Origin of the sequence: Streptomyces sp. NBC_00704, from assembly GCF_036226605.1 — a bacterium.
Lineage (GTDB): Bacteria > Actinomycetota > Actinomycetes > Streptomycetales > Streptomycetaceae > Streptomyces.
The window spans coordinates 3,986,598-4,003,482 of sequence record NZ_CP109000.1 but is presented as its reverse complement, the minus strand read 5'-3'; the positions used below and the strand labels follow the sequence as shown (position 1 = coordinate 4,003,482).

The window sequence follows — 16,885 nt, the reverse complement described above, 5'->3', positions numbered from 1 at the left end:
CCGCGCGGCAGGGGCCCCCTCGATGGGTCGACGTCAGGCTGCGATCTCGTGCATGGCCCACCAGGCGTCGAGGTCGGTGCGGCGGCAGCGGAGTTGCCCGTTGGGCAACTTGATGAGCTTGGGGGCCTTGCCGCGGGCGCGCATGCGGTAGAAGGCGGCGCGGCTCATCTCGATCTCTTCGAGGACTTCGGGGAGCTTGAGCATCTTGGGGCGGGCCAAGGTGAAGACTCCTTCTCTGCTTCTGCGGAGGGGGTACCTCTGAGGGCCGCTACTTCCGCTACCGCCGCTACCTCGCAGGTCAGGGGCCCTGTTGAGGTAGCGGGAAGGGGTAGCGGTAGCGGATGGGTAGCGGCGAGGTAGCGGCAAAATCCGGTGCTTGCCGCTACCGCATCACTGCTGGTCAGGCAGCATTTTCCATGCCGGGTAGCGGAGGTAGCGGACTTTCGGGGGGTGGGGGGCAGTAGCGGGCCCAGGCGTCCCAGAGATCGGTGGCGTAGTAGCCCTTGAGGACGCTGCCGGCGGCCTTGATGTTGCGGGAGGTGATCGGCTCGTTGTCGGCCGTCATGTACTCGGCGAGCATCTTGGAAAGCCGCCGGTTGTCGAGCGGCTTGCCGCCCAGGTCGGCCCATGGCGCGTCGTCGAGGGCGTTGAGGCGGTCGAGGATGGCGACGGTGGGCAGGCGGTCGATGCCGACCATGACGTGGTCGCGCAGGTCGGTCAGCAGCCGCACGCCCATGCTGCCCTTGTCGTTGGCGCGTGAGGCCTTGACCAGGGTCAGGCAGGCTTCGCGGGCCCGGTCGGGCCAGGTTCCGCCGGCCGCGTCGGCGATGGCGAGGAGTGGTTCCCACACGTCGGCGGGCCGGTCGGCGACTCCGTCAGGCATGTCCGGCCATGCCCCCATGACGAACCCTCGGGCCTGTTCCGCCCACTCGGCGAGCCGGTCGCGGAGCTTGTGGCCTTCCGCCTCGTGGATGCGGGCCCGGAAGGGTTCGACCTTCTCGTTCCTGGCCCGCCGACGCATGCGGATGATGACGGAGCGGGTCAGGATCGTGTCCGGCAGCGAGCCGAGACCGGCGACCGCGACCGCGCAGTACGAGGGGAAGGCCTGCACGGTCTGGTTGCCGCCGTCGCCGATGCACCGGTAGGTGACCCCGGTGCGACGGTGACCGGCGTTGAGGAACCCGCGCAACTCCTCGTTGTCGCCTGCCTTGGGGCCGAAGACGGTGTCGATCTCGTCGAACAGGATCGTGGGCTTCCCGCCGGGTCCGGAGACGGACCGGAACAGGGCGGCGGCGGACGCGTTCACGGCCGTCATCGGCTGCGGCACGAGGGTTTCCACGATCTCCAGCGCCCGTGTCTTGCCCGACCCCGGCTCGGGGGACAGGAAGGCGATGCGGGGGGTGGAGTCGAAGCAGTCGAGCAGGTGGGCGTGCGCGTCCCACAGGGCGACGGCGACGAACGCGGCTTCGGTGGGGAAGACGTTGAAGCGGCGGTGGAAGGCTTCCACCTCGTCGAGCAGGGCAGCGCCGTCGATGGCGGGCGGGGTCATGCGGCGGTCCTCCGTTCGGTGAGCGTGGCGGGGGTGCCGGTGCAGAAGTGCTTGTGGGCGGCGTAGTCGGCGACCAGGTCGGCCACGTTCTGTTGGCCGGTGGCGGTGGCGGTGTGGCCACAGGGGCAGGCGTACGCGGCGGTGGGGGTGTCGCCGTAGCGCTTGGACCAGCGGGCCCCGTCCCAGTGATGGTGGTACACCGGCGGGGCGTAGACGCGGATCCCAGGTCGTTCGGGCGTCGGGTCAGTACCGATGGGGACGCCCTTACGGGCGACGACCTTGGGCCCGCCCACGGCCGTCGTGTCCACAGGCTTTGCAGCGGCATCCGACCCGGTGGGGGTGGGGGTGATGCTCTTCAGGCGGGGGCGTGGAGGGGTGCTCATGCCGCCCGCCGGCTGCGCTGGTTGTGGGCGATGGACCAGTCCAGGGCGCTGCGCAGGGTGGAGCGGCACTCGGCGACGGTGAGTCCGGTCGCCTCTCCCGCCTCCTGAAGAGCCTGCTCCACCACGGGCCGGGGGAGGTCACCCCACGCGACGAACCGTCCGAGTGCTCGCGCTGCGCGGAACAACGTCGCTTCGCGTGCGCCGTGTTGGGCGGCGGCGACGTTCCGCGTCTCGTTGGCGAGCGCTACATCCGCGTATGTGCGGGATTGCGTCGTTACGGACCGCGAGGGGGCTTGAGACGCCCTGGGGGCGGGCCGCAGGATGCCTTGCAGCCATCGGGGCAGCGGAGCCGCCTCAGAGCCGCACAGCGCTTCGTAGGGCCCCGTGGGGGTGATGGAGCCGGCCGCGACGACGTATCCACCCCACGCCCTGGTGTCGACCAACGACCCAACGGTGCCTGCGGTGTTGGTCAGTCGGGCCCCGGTGGGGGCGGTGAAGTACAGGTGCTCTCCGCCGCTCGCGGTCCGCGCTCGATAGGTGGCGGGGACGGCGTGCCCGGCGCGCTCGCAGAGCGCTCCGAAGATGGCCGCGCCGCACGGCGCGTCCGAACAGCCCTTGTCCTTCGGCACGTCGAGGTCGACGACCAGCAGCCCGGATGGGCCGGTGGCGATGCCGACGTTGAACGGGCCGTGTGACCAGGCAGCGCGAATGCGGTCCGGGTCGGTCGTGGCGCGCTGCTCCCACTTGCGGTGCCCGCTCGCGCAGGGCCCGGTGCCGGGGCAGGAGGCTTCGCCGTGCAGGGAGGGGCGCTTAGTGCCGGGGCGCAGGGGGAAGACGTGCCATCCGCGTGCGGCGGCGTCGAGCGCTGCACGTAACAGCGCGGATCGTGCGTCATGGGTCATGCTGGAGGTCTCCAGTCCTGTGATGGGTGCTGGTGGACAAGGGCGGCCCCGGTTCTTTGGCGAGATGCGGGGGCCGCCCTTGGCGTAGCTACTGGCCGTTCGCGGCCCAGTGGGCGTACTGCTGACGGACGTAGGCGCGCGGGTCGCAGTCGGCGTCGGCGTCGTCGAGCACGACCAGGAACTTCGCCGCGATGTGGGCGGTGTCGTCGTCGCGGTAGTCGGCTCCGTCGGCGAGCGCGATGCGGTCGAGGACGGCGGCCTTGCGCAGGTAGAAGCCGCGTTCCAGCTTGGTGTAGCAAGCGGCGGTGCCGAGGGCGTGAGTGATCCAGTCGATTTCACTGTGGATGCTGGGGGCGTCGGCGTAGGCCTGCTCGGGCTCGGGCCAGACGTCGGCGTGGTCGGCGTCGAGGTAGAGGCGCACGCGGTTGCCGTCGCGGGCCGGATGGACGGTGACCCGTCCGGCCTTGAACGCGGTCTCCAGTGCGGCGGTGACGCGGTCGGAGTCGGCGGGGTCGCAGATGACGCGGATCTCGAACACGAAAGGGCTCCTGTCAGCCGTTGAAGTGGTTGCGCTTGAAGGTGGCTTTGCGGATGTGGAAGGTGTTGCCGCCGCTCGCGTGGCGGGTGCTGCCGAAGATCTGCACGGCGATCCATCCGCCGAAGATGACCGCGGCCAGCGTGATGAGCTGGGTGATCAGCGCGGTGAGTGCGGCGATGAACGTGGTCAGCAGCAGCAGTCCGCCGCACACGGCGAGGAACCCGATGCCCCCCAGGGCGACGTTCATCGCCGTTCGCGAGACTGCCGGCCGGTGCGCGATCGGATCCGGCTGGGCGGGTTCGACGGCGTACCCGGTGACGATTCGCCCGTCCGGCAGGACCACGCTGGCGACCGTCGGGAGGGCGGCCGGCTGCACCGGCATGAGGGGTGCCGCGTAGGACGTGGCGGGGGCGAGCGGGGTGGGGTGGTGGACTTCCGAAGCCCGGACGGCGGGCTGGTTGTGGGCAGGTTCGGGGTACATGCGGAATCCCTTCCGGTGCTCGGTGGGGGAGGCGGACACACCCCCTGCCGGGGGCGTGGTGGAGGGGGTTTCGGGGGTGCTGACCTGCGGGCCTCCCCGCCTCCCCGAAACGGTGTTTTCGCTGATCACCGTGGGGGAGGCAGGGTTGGGGAGGCGGTTGGGGAGTTCTCCCCGCCTCCCCGGACCGGGGGCCTGTTCCTCCCCGTTAGTGGGAGACGGAAGCGGAACCGTCGGCGTCGCGGTCGGCGAGAGCGCGGGCGATGTCGTCGGCGCGCACGACCATGCGACCGTGGGACTTCTTGGCTTCCGTGCCGGCCGCGTCCAGAACGCGGGTGAGGTCGCCGAACGACCAGCGGCCGTAGGCCTCCGCGTCGAGCACGGACAGACGCTTGATGACGTCCTGCGTGAACACCCGCTTCTCGTCTCCGAGGACGGCGAGGATGTCGGCGAGCGGGTCGCGCTTCTCGCCCCGGTCGACGGCGCGCAGGGTGATGACACCGTTGCGCAGGGCCTTGGCCCGGTCCGTGATGGCCTTGGCATCCTTGTCGCCGATGAAGTGCGTGCGCACGGTGATGGACGACTGGCCCTTGGGGATCTCGATGCCGTCGGAGGCGACGACCAGGGTCCCCTTGTCCAGACCTTGGCGGAGCAGGTGCGGTGCGGCGCCGCCGTTGACGGCCTTCTCGCCGAGGGCCATGACGGCCTGCGCCTCGGTGCCCAGCGCGAGGGAGGCGCGGGTGTGCGCGCCCTCGCGGACCAGCTTGGGAAGGTTCTGGTCGGTTGGGTCCTGCGTGCCCTCGTACATGAGCACGTCGACCACGCGGCCCTGGTTGTGGACCTTGCGCACGGCCATGAAGTAGCGGGACGTGGCCTTGGACCCGCCGTAGGGCCGCTTCTCGTCGTCCACGGCCGGGCACATGAACGCCACCTGCGCCTCGTCCACGATGCCGATCAGCGGATCGAACACCACGGTGGGGTCGGCCTGGCGCGCCGCGATGCGCCGGTTCATCTCGTCGACCAGGCTCTCGACCATCTCGGTCGCCTCGATCACGTGCTCATCGGTCGGCCCCTGGATGAGGACGGTGGCGAGCCCGTCGAACATGGCCCAGTCACCCGCGCCCTTGAGGTCGGCGATCCGGAACTCCACCCGACGGTCCAGCGCCGCCCACAGCGCGAGCGAGCGCAGCGCGGCCGTCTTGCCCTGGTTGGACAATCCCGTGATGAGCAGGTGGCGCTGATACAGGCTCAGCGATGCGGCGTCGCCGCGCAGGTCCTGTCCCCAGGGGGCGCGGCCCTTGGCGTAGTCGGCCGTGATCGTCTCGTCGGTCACCAGAGGGGACGGGCCGATCGGCTCGTCCAGCGCCCCGGAGTCGGCGACCCACAGCCGCACCGTGCGGGCCGCTTCCGGGATGGTGATGAACACCTCGTGCTCGTGCCGGGTGAGGTTCTCGGCGAGCTTGCGCCGCCTGGCCTGTACCTCGTTCGTCGACACCCCGGACGGAAGCGTGACGTCGACTTCCACGCCGCATCCGGCGATCCGGATGGGCCCGAGCATGGACGCGCCGGCGTCGCCCATCTCCTTGATGGCCTTGGCCAGAGTCGACACTCCGAGGTCGCGCAGGGCCTTGACCACGATCGAGGGCGTGATCGGCTCGCCCTCGCCCGATCGGACGTTGGCGGGCATCGCCCACGCGGGCGCGGCCTGCTGCTTGCTGCCGACCGCCCACAGCGCCAGCAGCGCGAGGAACGGGCCCAGCGAGACCAGCGGCCCCCACACCACGCGGACGATCGTGATCAGCAGGTTGATGAACTCGATCACGGCCGCGATGGGGGTGATGACGTCGGTGACGTCCTTGTTCGCGATGGCCATGACGATCCCGAGGGCGACCAGGGACCCGATGCCCATTCCGGTGCCCACGGCCAGGCCCTTGGCGGCGTCGAGCGGGGAGTGGAGGAGGTCCATGCGGCGGCGGTGGCGGGCGTCGCGGTAGCGCTGGGCGCGCTCCTCCCACTCCATGGCCGCGTCCATGTTCCCCGCGGCCTCCGCCGCGCGCATGAACCGCTCGTAGCGGGCGGCGGTCTTGCCGTCCCAGGTGCGGCGGGCCACGATGCGCGCCCCACCGGCCACGTAGAGGGAGTGCCGGGCGACCGCGCGGCCGGCGGTCCTCGTGCGGTCGTGCGTGACGGCCATCTTCACGGCGCGCCCGGAGCGCACCCACAGGGGCACCGGGGCGGGCGGGGAGGGGTCGGGCACGACGGTGAGCACGGTCGGCGCGGCGGGGGTGGTGTCTTTGTGCAGGTGAACGACGTTGTCGGACATGCGGAAGTCTCCTCAACGCCCCACGGCGGGGCGGGGAAGGCGGCGGGAAGGGTGAGGGCCGGGACGGGCGGGGCCGTCCCGGCAGAGCTGTTCAGGCGCGGCGGGCGGGTGTCACCACCAGCGCGACGGCTTCTTCGGCACGAGGTGGGGGTGGCCGTTGCGCATGTGGTCGACGCACTGGGGGCAGTCCTCGCGCGGTGCGAGCCTGCGGTGGATGCTGCGGTCGTGGGCGTGCTGCCAGCACTGCGGGCACTCGCCCGGCGGCGTCGGCTTGACGGTCATGGTCACCACCAGCCCTGGGACTTCTTGGCGGCCTTGGCACGTGCGGCCTCGCGCACGATCCGCTGACGCTCCATGTGCAGCGCCGTCAGCTCGGCGGTCAAGCGCGTCTCGGCGGAGCTGGCGACGGAGTCGAGGCGGTTCTCCTCGCGGCCGGTGCTCTTGCCGCGCAGGACGCGGTAGGAGCCGCCGGCGAGCGCGCCGATCACGGCGCGGCGCTCCGCGCTGGTCAGCGGCCACATCTCGCCCTTGCGGACCGCTTCCAGCTTGCGGGTGGTCTTGCTGATCTCGCGGTCAAGGCGGCGGGTGTCGGCGTTGCCCATGGTCAGCTACTCCTCAAAGCAGGGGATCGCCGCTGGTCGGCGGCGGGAAGGGTGGGGTCGCAGGGCTCGCACGTGCCGATGGACGTGCGGATCACGTAGCCGACGTCGCGCCGGCAGACGGGGCAGGTGCGGCGGCGGCGCATCATCGCCTCGTGCGCCCGCCACCGGCCCGCCGTCATCGGACGCACCGGCTTGGCCAGGTCGATCCGGTACAGGTAGGCGGCCGCGATGCCGCGCGGGTAGCGCCACAGCACTTGAGCGGCCACCTGCTGACCACCGGGCCGCAGGCCACGCGCCCTCAGTTGGCGGCGGGTGGCGAGCCCGGCGGGGGCCATGCGCAGCGGGTAGGTGGGGATGCCGAACGTCGCACCGTCCGGATCCCAGAACCGCACGCTCACGCGGCGACCACGCGCTTCCACGCCTCGCGCAAGCGGACCTCGGATGCGGAATGGCCGGCCGCGCGGAAGCGGGCGGCCATCTCGCGGTACGACAGGGCGGGGGTCTGGCTGTGCCGGATCTCGTACACCAGCCGGTCGAGTGCCTCATCGGTGAGCGCGAGAGCGAGCACGGGAACCGTCTCCACCGGGCCCCACACGGGCAGCTCCCAGCGGGGCGTGACGTCCGGTGTGACGGGGGTCGTCACGCTGGTCAGCGCCCTACCGGTGTCCTCGCCGCGCCGCGCCGCCTCCAGCGTCGACCACGCCCCGGCGAGGGTCTCTGCGGTCTTGGCCTGCACGCGTGCGACGCTCGCCCCGGCCTGCGTCACGGCCGTCAGCCGCGTCTCCTCGGTGGCCGCTTCAGCGCGCAGCCGGGCACGCGCCACGGCCGCCTCGTCGCGGGCTTCCTGCTGAATGCCCGCGATCGCGTCCAGCGCGACCGGGGTGAGCGCGGTGCGCTCCCACAGACCGTGCACCAGCCACAAGGCCTTGGCCGCGACCGGCAGCCACGCCACAGCCAGCCACGCCCCGGTGGACTGGTCGGCGGTGAGCGCGTGGGCGACCAGAACGCCGGTGGCGATCAGGCCGAAGCCCCAGCCGACGCCGGTCACAGTGCGGCTGTGGTCGCCCTGCGCGGCCAACCTGCGCTCATAGGCGAGGGTGGCCAGCCATCCCCCGTCGATGCCCAGACCGACGACCAGCGCGACCGGCCACGGCATCGCGCCGCCCAGCCACATCACGACCACGGCCAGGGTGAGCACCATGGACACGGCCGTCATCGCGACGGCCGGCAGAACGGTGCGCGCCTTCACAGCGCACCACCTGCCGCGATCAGCACGGCGAGCAGGAGCAGGGCCCCGCCGGCCATGGTCAGGTCGACCGCACGGCGCAGGCAGGTGAACTTGGCCACCGCCAGACGGGACAGCCCGGCGACGTCCGCGGCCAGGTTCCCGCCGTTGACGGTGGCGGTGATCTCGTCCGCGGTAAGGGTCGCCCACAGCGGGAAGCCGTGCCGGCCGCCCAGGTTCGGGCGGGTCGAGCGCAGCAGCAGGCCGGCCGCGCCGACCAGCACCGCCATGCCCAGACCGCCCGCGACGGCGGCGGGGACGTTCAGCGGGAGGTCGCGGGCGATCGTCCACGCGCCGGCCAGGACTGCGCCGACGAACGCGAGCAGCAGGGCCGTCTTGGCGTCGGTCCGGGCGATCTCCGCCTTCACCTCAGCATGCGCCGCCGTCAGCTTCTCGGCCGGCGCGCTCATGCTGCACCGCCCGGCAGCAGCGCGCCGGCCGGGCCGTTGGCCAGGTCCCGACGGGCCGCCAGCACCCGGTTACGGGCCCGGCGGACCCGGCGGGCGTCCACCTCGTTCACGGGGCGGTCAAGGGTCATGATCTGCGCGTCGAGCAGGTCGACCTCCGCCGCAATGACGGAGGACTCCAGCTCGATCGCGTCCAGCTCAGCGCTGGTCGGTTCCATGAAGTCGGCGAACGCCGTAACAGCGTCCTGAACAGTGACGATGTGTTCCATGGGTCGTGGTCTCCCTAGCAGGTGAAACGGCCCGAACAGCGGCCCCGGTGTTCGCGCACCGGGGCCGCGCGCCGTTGAAGTCGGAATGTCCGGCTCCCCTCAGCGCTACTCGTACGAGACGAGCAGCGGAGGCAACCGGCCGTCGCACGGATGCGGCGGAAGTCAGAGATGCGCGGGCCTGAGCCGCGCCGGACACCTTTTGCGGGAGGTGACGGCCCGTACTGCGCGATATGGATCTGTGCCTCAGTCCCGCTCCTCCGAGGAATCGCGTCTCGGTCTCTTCGCGCGGCGTAGGTGCCCTTGGGCAGATCCGTTCTTTTGAGTCGGTGCGTGTCCCTGACGGGAGGTGACCGACTGGTCTCCACTCGCCTCGGCCGGGGTCGTCACGGCCGTCCTGCCTGCGGTGGATCACGCTGTGGAGTTGTAGGCAGGAGGGAGCACACTTGAGGGTGTTGCACCACCTGCTCAGCTTGTTGGTACAAGCTGATGTAGTGATGCTGCACCCACGCACCGTGAGCCGTCAAGGGATTGGGGCCTACATGTACCAACAAGTTGCGCGAGTGCGTCATGATGAGGGCATGAACAAGCAGCCGAAGTACCGGCAAGTTGCCGACGTCCTGCGTCGCGAGATCGACAACGGCACCTACGCGCCGGGGTCGAGGCTGCCCTCTGAGAGCGACCTATCGCAGCGCTTCGACGCGTCGCGGAACACCATCCGTAACGGGCTGAGTCTGCTGGTCAGCGAGGGTCTCGTCTCATCCAGCCAAGGGCTTGGATACGAGGTCAAGTCTCATGAGGTGTTCGAACTCAACGCGTCCCGGTTCGAGAACCTGACGTTTCCGCAGAACGGCGACGCCTACAACACGGACGTGACGAACGCGGGGCGACGGCCGCACCAGACGTTCCGCGTCGAGATGCTGCCGGCATCACAGGAGATCGCTGAGCGTCTCAAGGTCGAGCCGAGTACGAAGACGGTATTGCGGTTCTGTCATCGCTACGTGGACGACGTCCCCTGGTCTACCCAGGCGACCTACTATCCGTCGTGGCTGGTCGATGTGTCGCCGCGACTGGCTGAGCCTGGGGACATCGACGAGGGAACAACGCGGTACCTGGCTGCTCAAGGGATCGAGCAGGTCGGGTACTTCGATGAGATCTCGGCCCGGATGCCCACGCCGGATGAGGCTCGCCTCTTGGAGATCGGAGCGGGGGTGCCGGTCATGCTCTGGACGCGAACCGGCTACTCGACAGATCGCCCCATCCGCTGCACGATCACAACGTTTCGGGGGGACCTGAACCGGATGAACTACGAGATCGGCGACCTTGCCGCCCGGAGCGAGAACACGTGATCATCACGCCCGCAGAGCCGCACGACGTAGCCAAGTTGCTGGCTTTCCGTGAGGAGGCCGCATCTTGGCTACGAGCCCTTGGGTCCGACCAGTGGAGTCGCCCGTACCCGGCCGACAAGCTTCTGGCCACCATCGAGGCAGGCACAGTTTTCATGCTGCGCGACGGCCACACGACGGCTGGCACCATCACGCTCACCCCGGACGCTGAAGACGGTTTGTGGACGGACGAGGAATTGACCGAACCTTCGATGTTCGTCAACAAGCTCACGGTGGCCCGTGAGTACGCCGGACAGAATCTTGGCGGTCGGCTGCTCGACTGGGCTGGTGACCGTGCGTGCCGCGCGGGTGCTCGGTGGCTGCGTCTGGACGCTTGGACGACGAATGAAGCTCTCCAGCGGTACTACCTAGAGCGAGGGTTCGTGCACATCCGCACGGTCCGCGAGGGCGGTGCCGTGAATGGCGGTCCACGAGTCTCCGGGTGGCTAGGACAACGGCCCGCAGCGCGGGCGAGCCATGAATTCACGGACCGCGCACCAGCACCTAAGCGACTCCGGCTCGCGGCTTGAAGGTCGCACGACTATTGGTCGTGTGAAATGCGTCACTAGTCGACCGATCTAAACCCCCTCAGGGCCTCTATGCGGGGGCAACGTGGTGCGCCACAAAAAGGGTGCTCGGGCGGCGCAGTGTTCAGGGGGTCCGTGTGTTGAGCCGCTAGAGCGGGGCCTGAACAGAAGGTCCAGGTCGCGACAGCATCGGCACTACCAGGGGTATCTCGCTCCCGCACACCCAAACCTATTGCGTTGCAATGGGATATGGGTTATCTCGAAGGTCGTTCATCTACCGCTCTGTTCAGGGGTTTGATGAACAACCCCAATTTGCCAGATGGTTCACGTGTGGAAATCGAGATGGAATGTTCCGGTTGTGGAGCGGAGTCACCCGAGGCCCATGGGGCGAACTGTCAAGGCACACTGATGCGGTGCCCGCCCTCGCTCATGGTTGGCTCCCTGAGCGCGAGGGCGGGCTGACCTAGTCCCTTGGCAGAGAAAGGTCAGAGATGACGTTACCCATTCAACGCGAGTCCCTCAGCGTTGAGTCCGACCCTGCGACCCAGTCGCGACTGGCACGGCTTGAAGCAGCATGGCGAACTCGGCGTATTGCGGCAGTGATCGTCGTCGTTGGACTGGCAGCTACCGCAGGCCTGGCTGTGCTCATGATCCCGGCGCTTGCTGCTCCGATTGGGACGGCCGCAGGTGTCGCGGCGGTAGCCCTGCCGCTGGCGCAGGGAATTTGGAAGGCAACGACACCTGGTAGGGGACTCGCGGACCGCGAGACTCCGTAGGCCCTCCACAGTGGTCTCTGGCCATCCTCCGGCCAAGAAGCCAAAGATGGCCACCTAATCTAGGTGAAACAGCAGGTCACGAGGATGCTCCGGGGGAATAGCGGTCGGTCTTGAAAACCGTCGTGGCAGCGATGTCACCGTGGGTTCAAATCCCACACCCACCGCAGGTGAACGGCCCCTGACCGGGTGAATCGGTCGGGGGCCGCTCTCGTGTGGGCGCCCGTCAACGCCCGTGGCTCCCCGCCGGTTACCGGGCGATCGGGCACGGCAGGGGCAGGGGCACGGGCATGCCAGGGCAACGGGTGCCGGGCGCCGGATGGCGGGTTCTCGTCGGCGCGCCTCAGTCCGGTGTGCCCGGGGTGTCCGGCCGGCTCGGGGTCGTGTCAGGTGTGCGGTGAGTGGTCATGCGGGCTGCTGAGGCGATGGTGCTGCGGGCCTCTTTCGGCGTCAGGCCCGTGCGTTCCGCGGCGGCGATCAGGTCCGCGGTCAGCTCCGCGCCGATGCCGTCCTCGTAGGCCCGGCAGGCCGCCCAGAACAGGCGGGTGTTGCGCTGCCCCTCGTGGGCGGCCAGGACGAACTGGACCAGGCCGCGGCCGTGCGCGCCGCCCGCCGTGGGTCCGGCGCGGCCGGGCCGGGACGCGCGCGGCGGCGGCAGCAGCAGGCGCAGCAGCGGACGGGGGCAGGGCGCCGGGGTGAGGTGTGCGGTGCCGGGCGCCGTCGTGTAGGCGCCGTGGGCGGTGCGGGAGCCGGGGCCGACCAGGTAGCCGCCGGCGCCCCGGATGTCGATGCCGGGGGCGAGACGGCCGGCCGAGTTGGGGACGACCACCTCAGGCGGCCCGGTGAGCCACAGGTGCCGTCCGCCGGACGGGGTGAGGACGATGATCGTCGGCGGGATCGTGAACCGGTGGCGCTGGGCGAGGGCGCGCAGCGCGGCGGCGGAGTCCGTGTCCGACTTGATGTCCAGGTCGACGCCGACGAGGTGGTGCGGGGGCAAGCCGCAGGCGATGCCGTAACCGGTGGCCCAGGGCGCGGCGGCGAACAGTTCGCGGATGCGGGCCGGGTCGGTCGAGGCGTCGTGGACGCCGTGCCCGAAGCGGCCGCACTCGCCGTGACACGGCGTCCCGGCCGGTGCGGTGGCGTCGCGGTGAGGGGAGCGAAGGGCCGGGAGCTTCGTGCGGGACAGGGGGATGACGGCCAGGCCGCGTTCTGCGGCCGACAGGGCGTGGGCGAGGGCCAGGGTGGCGGCCTGCCGTGGATACCGGTCGGTGGTGGCCATGCTCTCAGTGTCGTACGCATGTTCGATAAAAGGAAGGGGTGCGCGGTGCCGCGCCCGGCGCGAGCCGTGCCGGGCGCTCGGCTGGCCTGGCGCTTGGCGTCTCGTACCGCGTGACGTTCGGTATATGGCATCAAGGAGGTTTATCGGCCGTCCCTCACGCTTGCGTGGTAATCAGGGCATGTGGGGTGGTTCGTCAGGGATTTGGTGGGCAACTCTGATCTCGCGACGTCGTCGCAGGGGCGGGGTGGTCGGCGGACTGCCCTGGATGGAAACCGACTTGCGTCCGCACTTCGGGGAGGGGAGGGAGAAGGGAGAGAGGAGAGGGGGGAGGGGAGGGAAAGGGGGAGGGGCGCCGGGGGCTGGGGGCGCGGCTTCGGAGGGGAGGGAGGGGGCGGTGCGGCTGTGCGGCGGTGCTTCGGCGTCGCCGCACAGGCGTTTCCGGTGCTGCGACGACCTTGACAGGCGACCCGATCTGACGGACAGTCAGAAACCGTCTGGAAGGAGTGCGGCCGTGGACGACGACCATCTCCACCTGCGGCTCAAGGCCTACGAGGGGCGCCCCGCCGCGGTCGCCGGCGTGGGCCGGGATCCCGTCAACGCGCCCATGATCAGGCACTGGTGCGAGGCGATGGGCGACGCCAACCCCGCGTACACCGGCCCCGACGCGATCGCCCCGCCCACCATGCTCCAGGCGTGGATCATGGGTGGTCTGGGCGGTCCGGGCGGTCCGGGCGGTCCGGGGGGCACGCACGAGGGGCGGGCGCGGGCCTATGAGGAACTGCTGTCCCTGCTCGACGGGGCGGGCTGCACCGCGGTCGTCGCCACGGACTGCGAGCAGGAGTACGCGCGTCCGCTGCGGCCCGGGGACGAGGTCGCCTTCGACACCGTGATCGAGTCGGTCTCGTCGCGCAAGACGACCAGGCTGGGCGCCGGGTACTTCGTGACGACGCGGACCGAGGTCCGGGTGGGCGGGGCGCTTGTCGGCACCCATCGCTTCCGCATCCTCAAGTACGCGCCGGCCGGGTCGTCGGGCAGGCCCCAAGCGGGGACGGCGGCAGCAGCCACGGGCACGGCAGCGGCCGCGCCGACCCCTGCCGCGGCCACACCGGCCCCTGCCGCGGCCGCCCCTGTCGCCGCGGTGGCGGAGGCGCATCGGCCCGAGTCCGCGCGGTCCATGGGGCCCGGAGAACCCGCGCCGCCCAGGCAGCCAGGTGAGCCCGTGGAGTCCGCGCCGCCCAGGCAGCCCGTGGAGGCCGCGGGGGCGGCCGGGCTTCGGCCGCGGCCCGTCGTCAACCGGGACAACGCCGGATTCTGGGCGGGGGTCGGCGAGCGGCGTTTCCTCATCCAGCGGTGTGCCGCCTGCGCCACCCTGCGCTTTCCCTGGCTGCCCGGCTGCAACGCCTGCGGTTCGGCCGAGTGGGACACGGTCGAGGCGGGCGGCCGGGGCACGGTGTTCTCGTACGTCGTGATGCACCATCCGCCGTTCCCGGCGTTCTCCCCGCCCTACGCGGTGGGGCTGGTCGAACTGGCGGAGGGCGTCCGTGTGATCAGTGGCGTGGTCGGCGTGCCCTACGACAAGGTGCGCATCGGGATGCCGGTGGAGCTGGAGTTCCAGGTCTTCGACGACGGGCTGACGTTGCCCGTGTTCCGCGCGCGGGAGGGCGCCGCGTGAAGGCCGGTGACGAACTGCCGCCGCTGGAGATCGCGGTCACCCGGACCCTGATCGTCGCCGGCGCCATCGCCTCGCGCGACTACCAGGACGTCCATCACGACCACGAGCTGGCCCGGGCCAAGGGGTCCCCCGACATCTTCATGAACATCCTCACCACCAACGGCCTGGTCGGCCGCTACCTCACCGACTGCTTCGGCCCCACGGCGGTGCTCCGCAAGGTGGCGATCCGGCTGGGCGCGCCCAACCACCCCGGCGACACCATGGTGTTGAGGGGCCGCGTCGAGGAGGTCGACGGCGACACGGCCGTGGTGCGGGTCACCGGGGACAACGGCGTGGGCCGGCACGTCACGGGGACGGTCACGCTCCTCCTTGCGAAGGAGGCCGGGGCGTGAACGCGCGCGTGCGGGACCGGCTGGGCGGCCGGGCCGCGATCGCCGGGATCGGGGCCACGGAGTTCTCCAAGGACTCGGGGCGCAGCGAGCTGCGGCTGGCGGCGGAGGCGGTGCGGTCGGCTCTGGCCGACGCGGGCCTCACGCCCGCCGACGTGGACGGCATGGTGACCTTCACGATGGACACCAGCCCGGAGATCACCGTGGCGCAGGCCTGCGGCATGGGCGAGCTGTCCTTCTTCTCCCGCGTCCACTACGGCGGCGGTGCGGCCTGCGCGACCGTGCAGCAGGCGGCGCTCGCCGTGGCGACGGGCGCGGCCGAGGTCGTCGTCTGCTATCGCGCGTTCAACGAGCGCTCCGGGCGCCGTTTCGGGTCGGGCGTGCGGCAGCGGGAGCCGTCGGCGGAGGGGGCGGCGCTCGGCTGGTCGCTGCCGTTCGGGCTGCTCACGCCGGCCTCCTGGGTGGCGATGGCGGCGCAGCGCTACCTGTACGCCTACGGGCTGAGCGCGGAGGAGGCCTTCGGGCCCGTCGCCGTCACCGCCCGGCGGCACGCGGCGACCAACCCGGCGGCGTACTTCCACGGCCGCCCGATCACCCTCGCCGACCATGCGGCCTCGCGCTGGATCGCCGAGCCGCTGAGGCTGCTGGACTGCTGCCAGGAGACGGACGGCGGCCAGGCGCTGGTCGTCACCTCCCTGGAGCGGGCCCGCGACCTGCCCCGGCCGCCCGCCGTGATCGCGGCGGCGGCGCAGGGCGCGGGCCGGGCCCAGGAGCAGATGACCAGCTACTACCGGGACGACCTGACCGGGCTGCCGGAGTCGTCCGTGGTCGCCCGGCGGCTGTGGGACGGCTCCGGGCTGGCGCCGGACGACATCGACGTCGGCATCCTGTACGACCACTTCACGCCGTTCGTGCTGATGCAGCTGGAGGAGTTCGGCTTCTGCGCCCGCGGTGAGGCCGCCGCCTTCGTGGCGGAGGACCGGCTGCCGCTCAACACCCACGGCGGTCAGCTCGGGGAGGCGTACCTCCACGGGATGAACGGCATCGCGGAGGCCGTACGGCAGGTGCGCGGCACGGCCGTGAACCAACTGCCCGGTGCGGCCCGCGTCCTGGTGACGGCGGGAACGGGCGTGCCGACGTCGGGCCTGGTCCTCACCTCGGACGGGTGAGCGTCCGGCGCGGCCGGGAGGGGTGCGCGTGCGGCGCGGTCGGGGAGATCTGCGCGTCCGGCTGCGTCCGCCCCGGGGTGACGGGGCTCCGGCCCGCGCGCGGGTGGGGCATCGGCTCACGTCGTCGTGGACGGCTTCGCCCCAGGTCGGCGGGTGTGCGGGCGGCTTCGGGCGGGCCTCGGGGGCGAGTGCGACGTCATACCCCGGTACCAGGGTCATCCCGCAATGGTGGGGGACGTCTCGTCCACCTCTGGGAGGTGGGGCCCGCACCACCTCTACAACCTGAGACGGACCCGGCTTCGGGACCTGCGGGCGATCCGCGCGGCCGGGGGGCGAACCTAGCGTGGAGCCATGACCACCACCGTGTGCACCAGCGCTTCGAACGGCATGACGCGGCCTTCACCGTACCCGTCGTTCGCGTCGTACGTCAGGGCCCGGCAGCCGGTGCTGCTGCGCACCGCCAGGTCGCTGACCGCGAACCCGTGCGACGCCGAGGACCTGCTGCAGTCCGCGCTCGCGAAGACGTACGTCGCGTGGGACCGGATCGAGGACCACCGGGCGCTGGACGGCTATGTGCGCCGCGCCCTGCTGAACACGCGCACCTCGCAGTGGCGCAAGCGCAAGGTCGACGAGTTCATGTGCGAGGAGCTGCCGGAGCCGGACCCGGTCGGCGGCGACGATCCCGCCGAGCGGCAGGCGCTGCACGACGCCATGTGGCGGGCGATCACCAAGCTGCCCGCGCGGCAGCGGGCGATGGTCGTCCTCAGGTATTACGAGGATCTCAGCGAGGCCCAGACGGCCGAAGTGCTCGGCGTCTCCGTGGGCACGGTGAAGTCGGCGGTGTCGCGGGCCCTGGGCAAGCTGCGTGAGGACCCTGAGCTGGTACTTGTCCGGTAGTGCGCCGCTATGCGCTCACCTGGTGTGCTGACCTGGGCTTTGTCGTGACGTGATCGATCAT

20 protein-coding genes and 1 tRNA gene are annotated in these 16,885 nt (G+C 70.9%); 7 read left to right on the top strand and 14 right to left on the bottom strand.

Annotation, left to right across the window (positions count from 1 at the left end):
- Positions 1–33: 33 nt before the first annotated feature.
- The 13 genes from OG802_RS17470 to OG802_RS17410 form a co-directional block, all read right to left on the bottom strand.
- Positions 34–219, bottom strand: coding sequence for a helix-turn-helix transcriptional regulator (locus tag OG802_RS17470; RefSeq protein ID WP_329411590.1), 186 nt, complete (start codon positions 217–219; stop codon positions 34–36).
- A gap of 181 nt (positions 220–400) precedes the next feature.
- Complete coding sequence (locus OG802_RS17465; protein ID WP_329411589.1) at positions 401–1,549, bottom strand: DUF3631 domain-containing protein; 1,149 nt, start codon at positions 1,547–1,549, stop codon at positions 401–403.
- Complete coding sequence (locus OG802_RS17460) at positions 1,546–1,749, bottom strand: hypothetical protein (protein WP_329411587.1); 204 nt, start codon at positions 1,747–1,749, stop codon at positions 1,546–1,548. Before OG802_RS17460 ends, OG802_RS17465 begins: the two co-directional genes overlap by 4 nt.
- 179 nt (positions 1,750–1,928) lie before the next feature.
- Positions 1,929–2,834 carry a bifunctional DNA primase/polymerase gene (locus OG802_RS17455; protein ID WP_329411585.1) on the bottom strand — a complete coding sequence of 302 codons (906 nt, stop codon included), beginning with the start codon at positions 2,832–2,834 and terminating at the stop codon, positions 1,929–1,931.
- Between the two features lie 88 nt (positions 2,835–2,922).
- Complete coding sequence (locus OG802_RS17450) at positions 2,923–3,372, bottom strand: hypothetical protein (RefSeq protein WP_329411583.1); 450 nt, start codon at positions 3,370–3,372, stop codon at positions 2,923–2,925.
- A gap of 13 nt (positions 3,373–3,385) precedes the next feature.
- The gene (locus tag OG802_RS17445; RefSeq protein ID WP_329411581.1) at positions 3,386–3,853 is read right to left on the bottom strand and encodes a hypothetical protein; all 468 of its coding nucleotides are present in this window, start codon (positions 3,851–3,853) and stop codon (positions 3,386–3,388) included.
- A gap of 205 nt (positions 3,854–4,058) precedes the next feature.
- Complete coding sequence (locus OG802_RS17440; protein ID WP_329411579.1) at positions 4,059–6,173, bottom strand: FtsK/SpoIIIE domain-containing protein; 2,115 nt, start codon at positions 6,171–6,173, stop codon at positions 4,059–4,061.
- 111 nt (positions 6,174–6,284) lie between these two features.
- Positions 6,285–6,455 carry a pRL2-8 gene (locus tag OG802_RS17435; RefSeq protein ID WP_329417142.1) on the bottom strand — a complete coding sequence of 57 codons (171 nt, stop codon included), beginning with the start codon at positions 6,453–6,455 and terminating at the stop codon, positions 6,285–6,287.
- A 2-nt stretch (positions 6,456–6,457) separates the two neighbouring features.
- Positions 6,458–6,775: a hypothetical protein gene (locus OG802_RS17430; protein ID WP_329411577.1), complete on the bottom strand. Its 318-nt coding sequence runs from the start codon at positions 6,773–6,775 to the stop codon at positions 6,458–6,460.
- A 2-nt stretch (positions 6,776–6,777) separates the two neighbouring features.
- Positions 6,778–7,167, bottom strand: coding sequence for an RRQRL motif-containing zinc-binding protein (locus OG802_RS17425; protein ID WP_443055446.1), 390 nt, complete (start codon positions 7,165–7,167; stop codon positions 6,778–6,780).
- 2 nt (positions 7,168–7,169) lie between these two features.
- Entirely contained in the window at positions 7,170–8,024 is an 855-nt protein-coding gene (locus OG802_RS17420) for a protein spdB (RefSeq protein WP_329411574.1), read from the bottom strand.
- Positions 8,021–8,470 (bottom strand): Pycsar system effector family protein, encoded by a 450-nt coding sequence (locus tag OG802_RS17415; protein ID WP_329411571.1) that lies wholly within the window; start codon positions 8,468–8,470, stop codon positions 8,021–8,023. The genes OG802_RS17420 and OG802_RS17415 overlap by 4 nt, the downstream gene beginning before the upstream one ends.
- Positions 8,467–8,736 (bottom strand): DUF6284 family protein, encoded by a 270-nt coding sequence (locus OG802_RS17410; protein WP_329411569.1) that lies wholly within the window; start codon positions 8,734–8,736, stop codon positions 8,467–8,469. The genes OG802_RS17415 and OG802_RS17410 overlap by 4 nt, the downstream gene beginning before the upstream one ends.
- A gap of 578 nt (positions 8,737–9,314) precedes the next feature.
- On the opposite strand from OG802_RS17410, the gene OG802_RS17405 reads away from it, so the two are divergent.
- The 3 genes from OG802_RS17405 (at position 9,315) to OG802_RS17395 (ending at position 11,582) form a co-directional block, all read left to right on the top strand.
- Entirely contained in the window at positions 9,315–10,082 is a 768-nt protein-coding gene (locus tag OG802_RS17405) for a GntR family transcriptional regulator (protein ID WP_069772387.1), read from the top strand.
- Positions 10,079–10,648: a GNAT family N-acetyltransferase gene (locus OG802_RS17400; RefSeq protein WP_329411566.1), complete on the top strand. Its 570-nt coding sequence runs from the start codon at positions 10,079–10,081 to the stop codon at positions 10,646–10,648. The genes OG802_RS17405 and OG802_RS17400 overlap by 4 nt, the downstream gene beginning before the upstream one ends.
- 858 nt (positions 10,649–11,506) lie before the next feature.
- Positions 11,507–11,582 (top strand) — tRNA-Ser (locus OG802_RS17395).
- A 179-nt stretch (positions 11,583–11,761) separates the two neighbouring features.
- Here OG802_RS17395 and OG802_RS17390 read toward each other — a convergent pair.
- Positions 11,762–12,697, bottom strand: a complete 936-nt coding sequence (locus OG802_RS17390) for a bifunctional DNA primase/polymerase (protein ID WP_329411565.1) — start codon at positions 12,695–12,697, stop codon at positions 11,762–11,764.
- A 511-nt stretch (positions 12,698–13,208) separates the two neighbouring features.
- Between OG802_RS17390 and OG802_RS17385 the strand changes: the two genes are divergently transcribed.
- The 4 genes from OG802_RS17385 (at position 13,209) to OG802_RS17370 (ending at position 16,824) form a co-directional block, all read left to right on the top strand.
- Positions 13,209–14,369 carry a bifunctional MaoC family dehydratase N-terminal/OB-fold nucleic acid binding domain-containing protein gene (locus OG802_RS17385; protein WP_329411563.1) on the top strand — a complete coding sequence of 387 codons (1,161 nt, stop codon included), beginning with the start codon at positions 13,209–13,211 and terminating at the stop codon, positions 14,367–14,369.
- On the top strand, positions 14,366–14,761 hold the full coding sequence (locus OG802_RS17380) for a MaoC family dehydratase (RefSeq protein ID WP_329411560.1): 396 nt from the start codon (positions 14,366–14,368) through the stop codon (positions 14,759–14,761). The genes OG802_RS17385 and OG802_RS17380 overlap by 4 nt, the downstream gene beginning before the upstream one ends.
- Positions 14,758–15,927: a lipid-transfer protein gene (locus tag OG802_RS17375; RefSeq protein ID WP_329411559.1), complete on the top strand. Its 1,170-nt coding sequence runs from the start codon at positions 14,758–14,760 to the stop codon at positions 15,925–15,927. The genes OG802_RS17380 and OG802_RS17375 overlap by 4 nt, the downstream gene beginning before the upstream one ends.
- 351 nt (positions 15,928–16,278) lie before the next feature.
- Entirely contained in the window at positions 16,279–16,824 is a 546-nt protein-coding gene (locus OG802_RS17370) for a SigE family RNA polymerase sigma factor (RefSeq protein ID WP_329411557.1), read from the top strand.
- Positions 16,825–16,885: the final 61 nt, after the last annotated feature.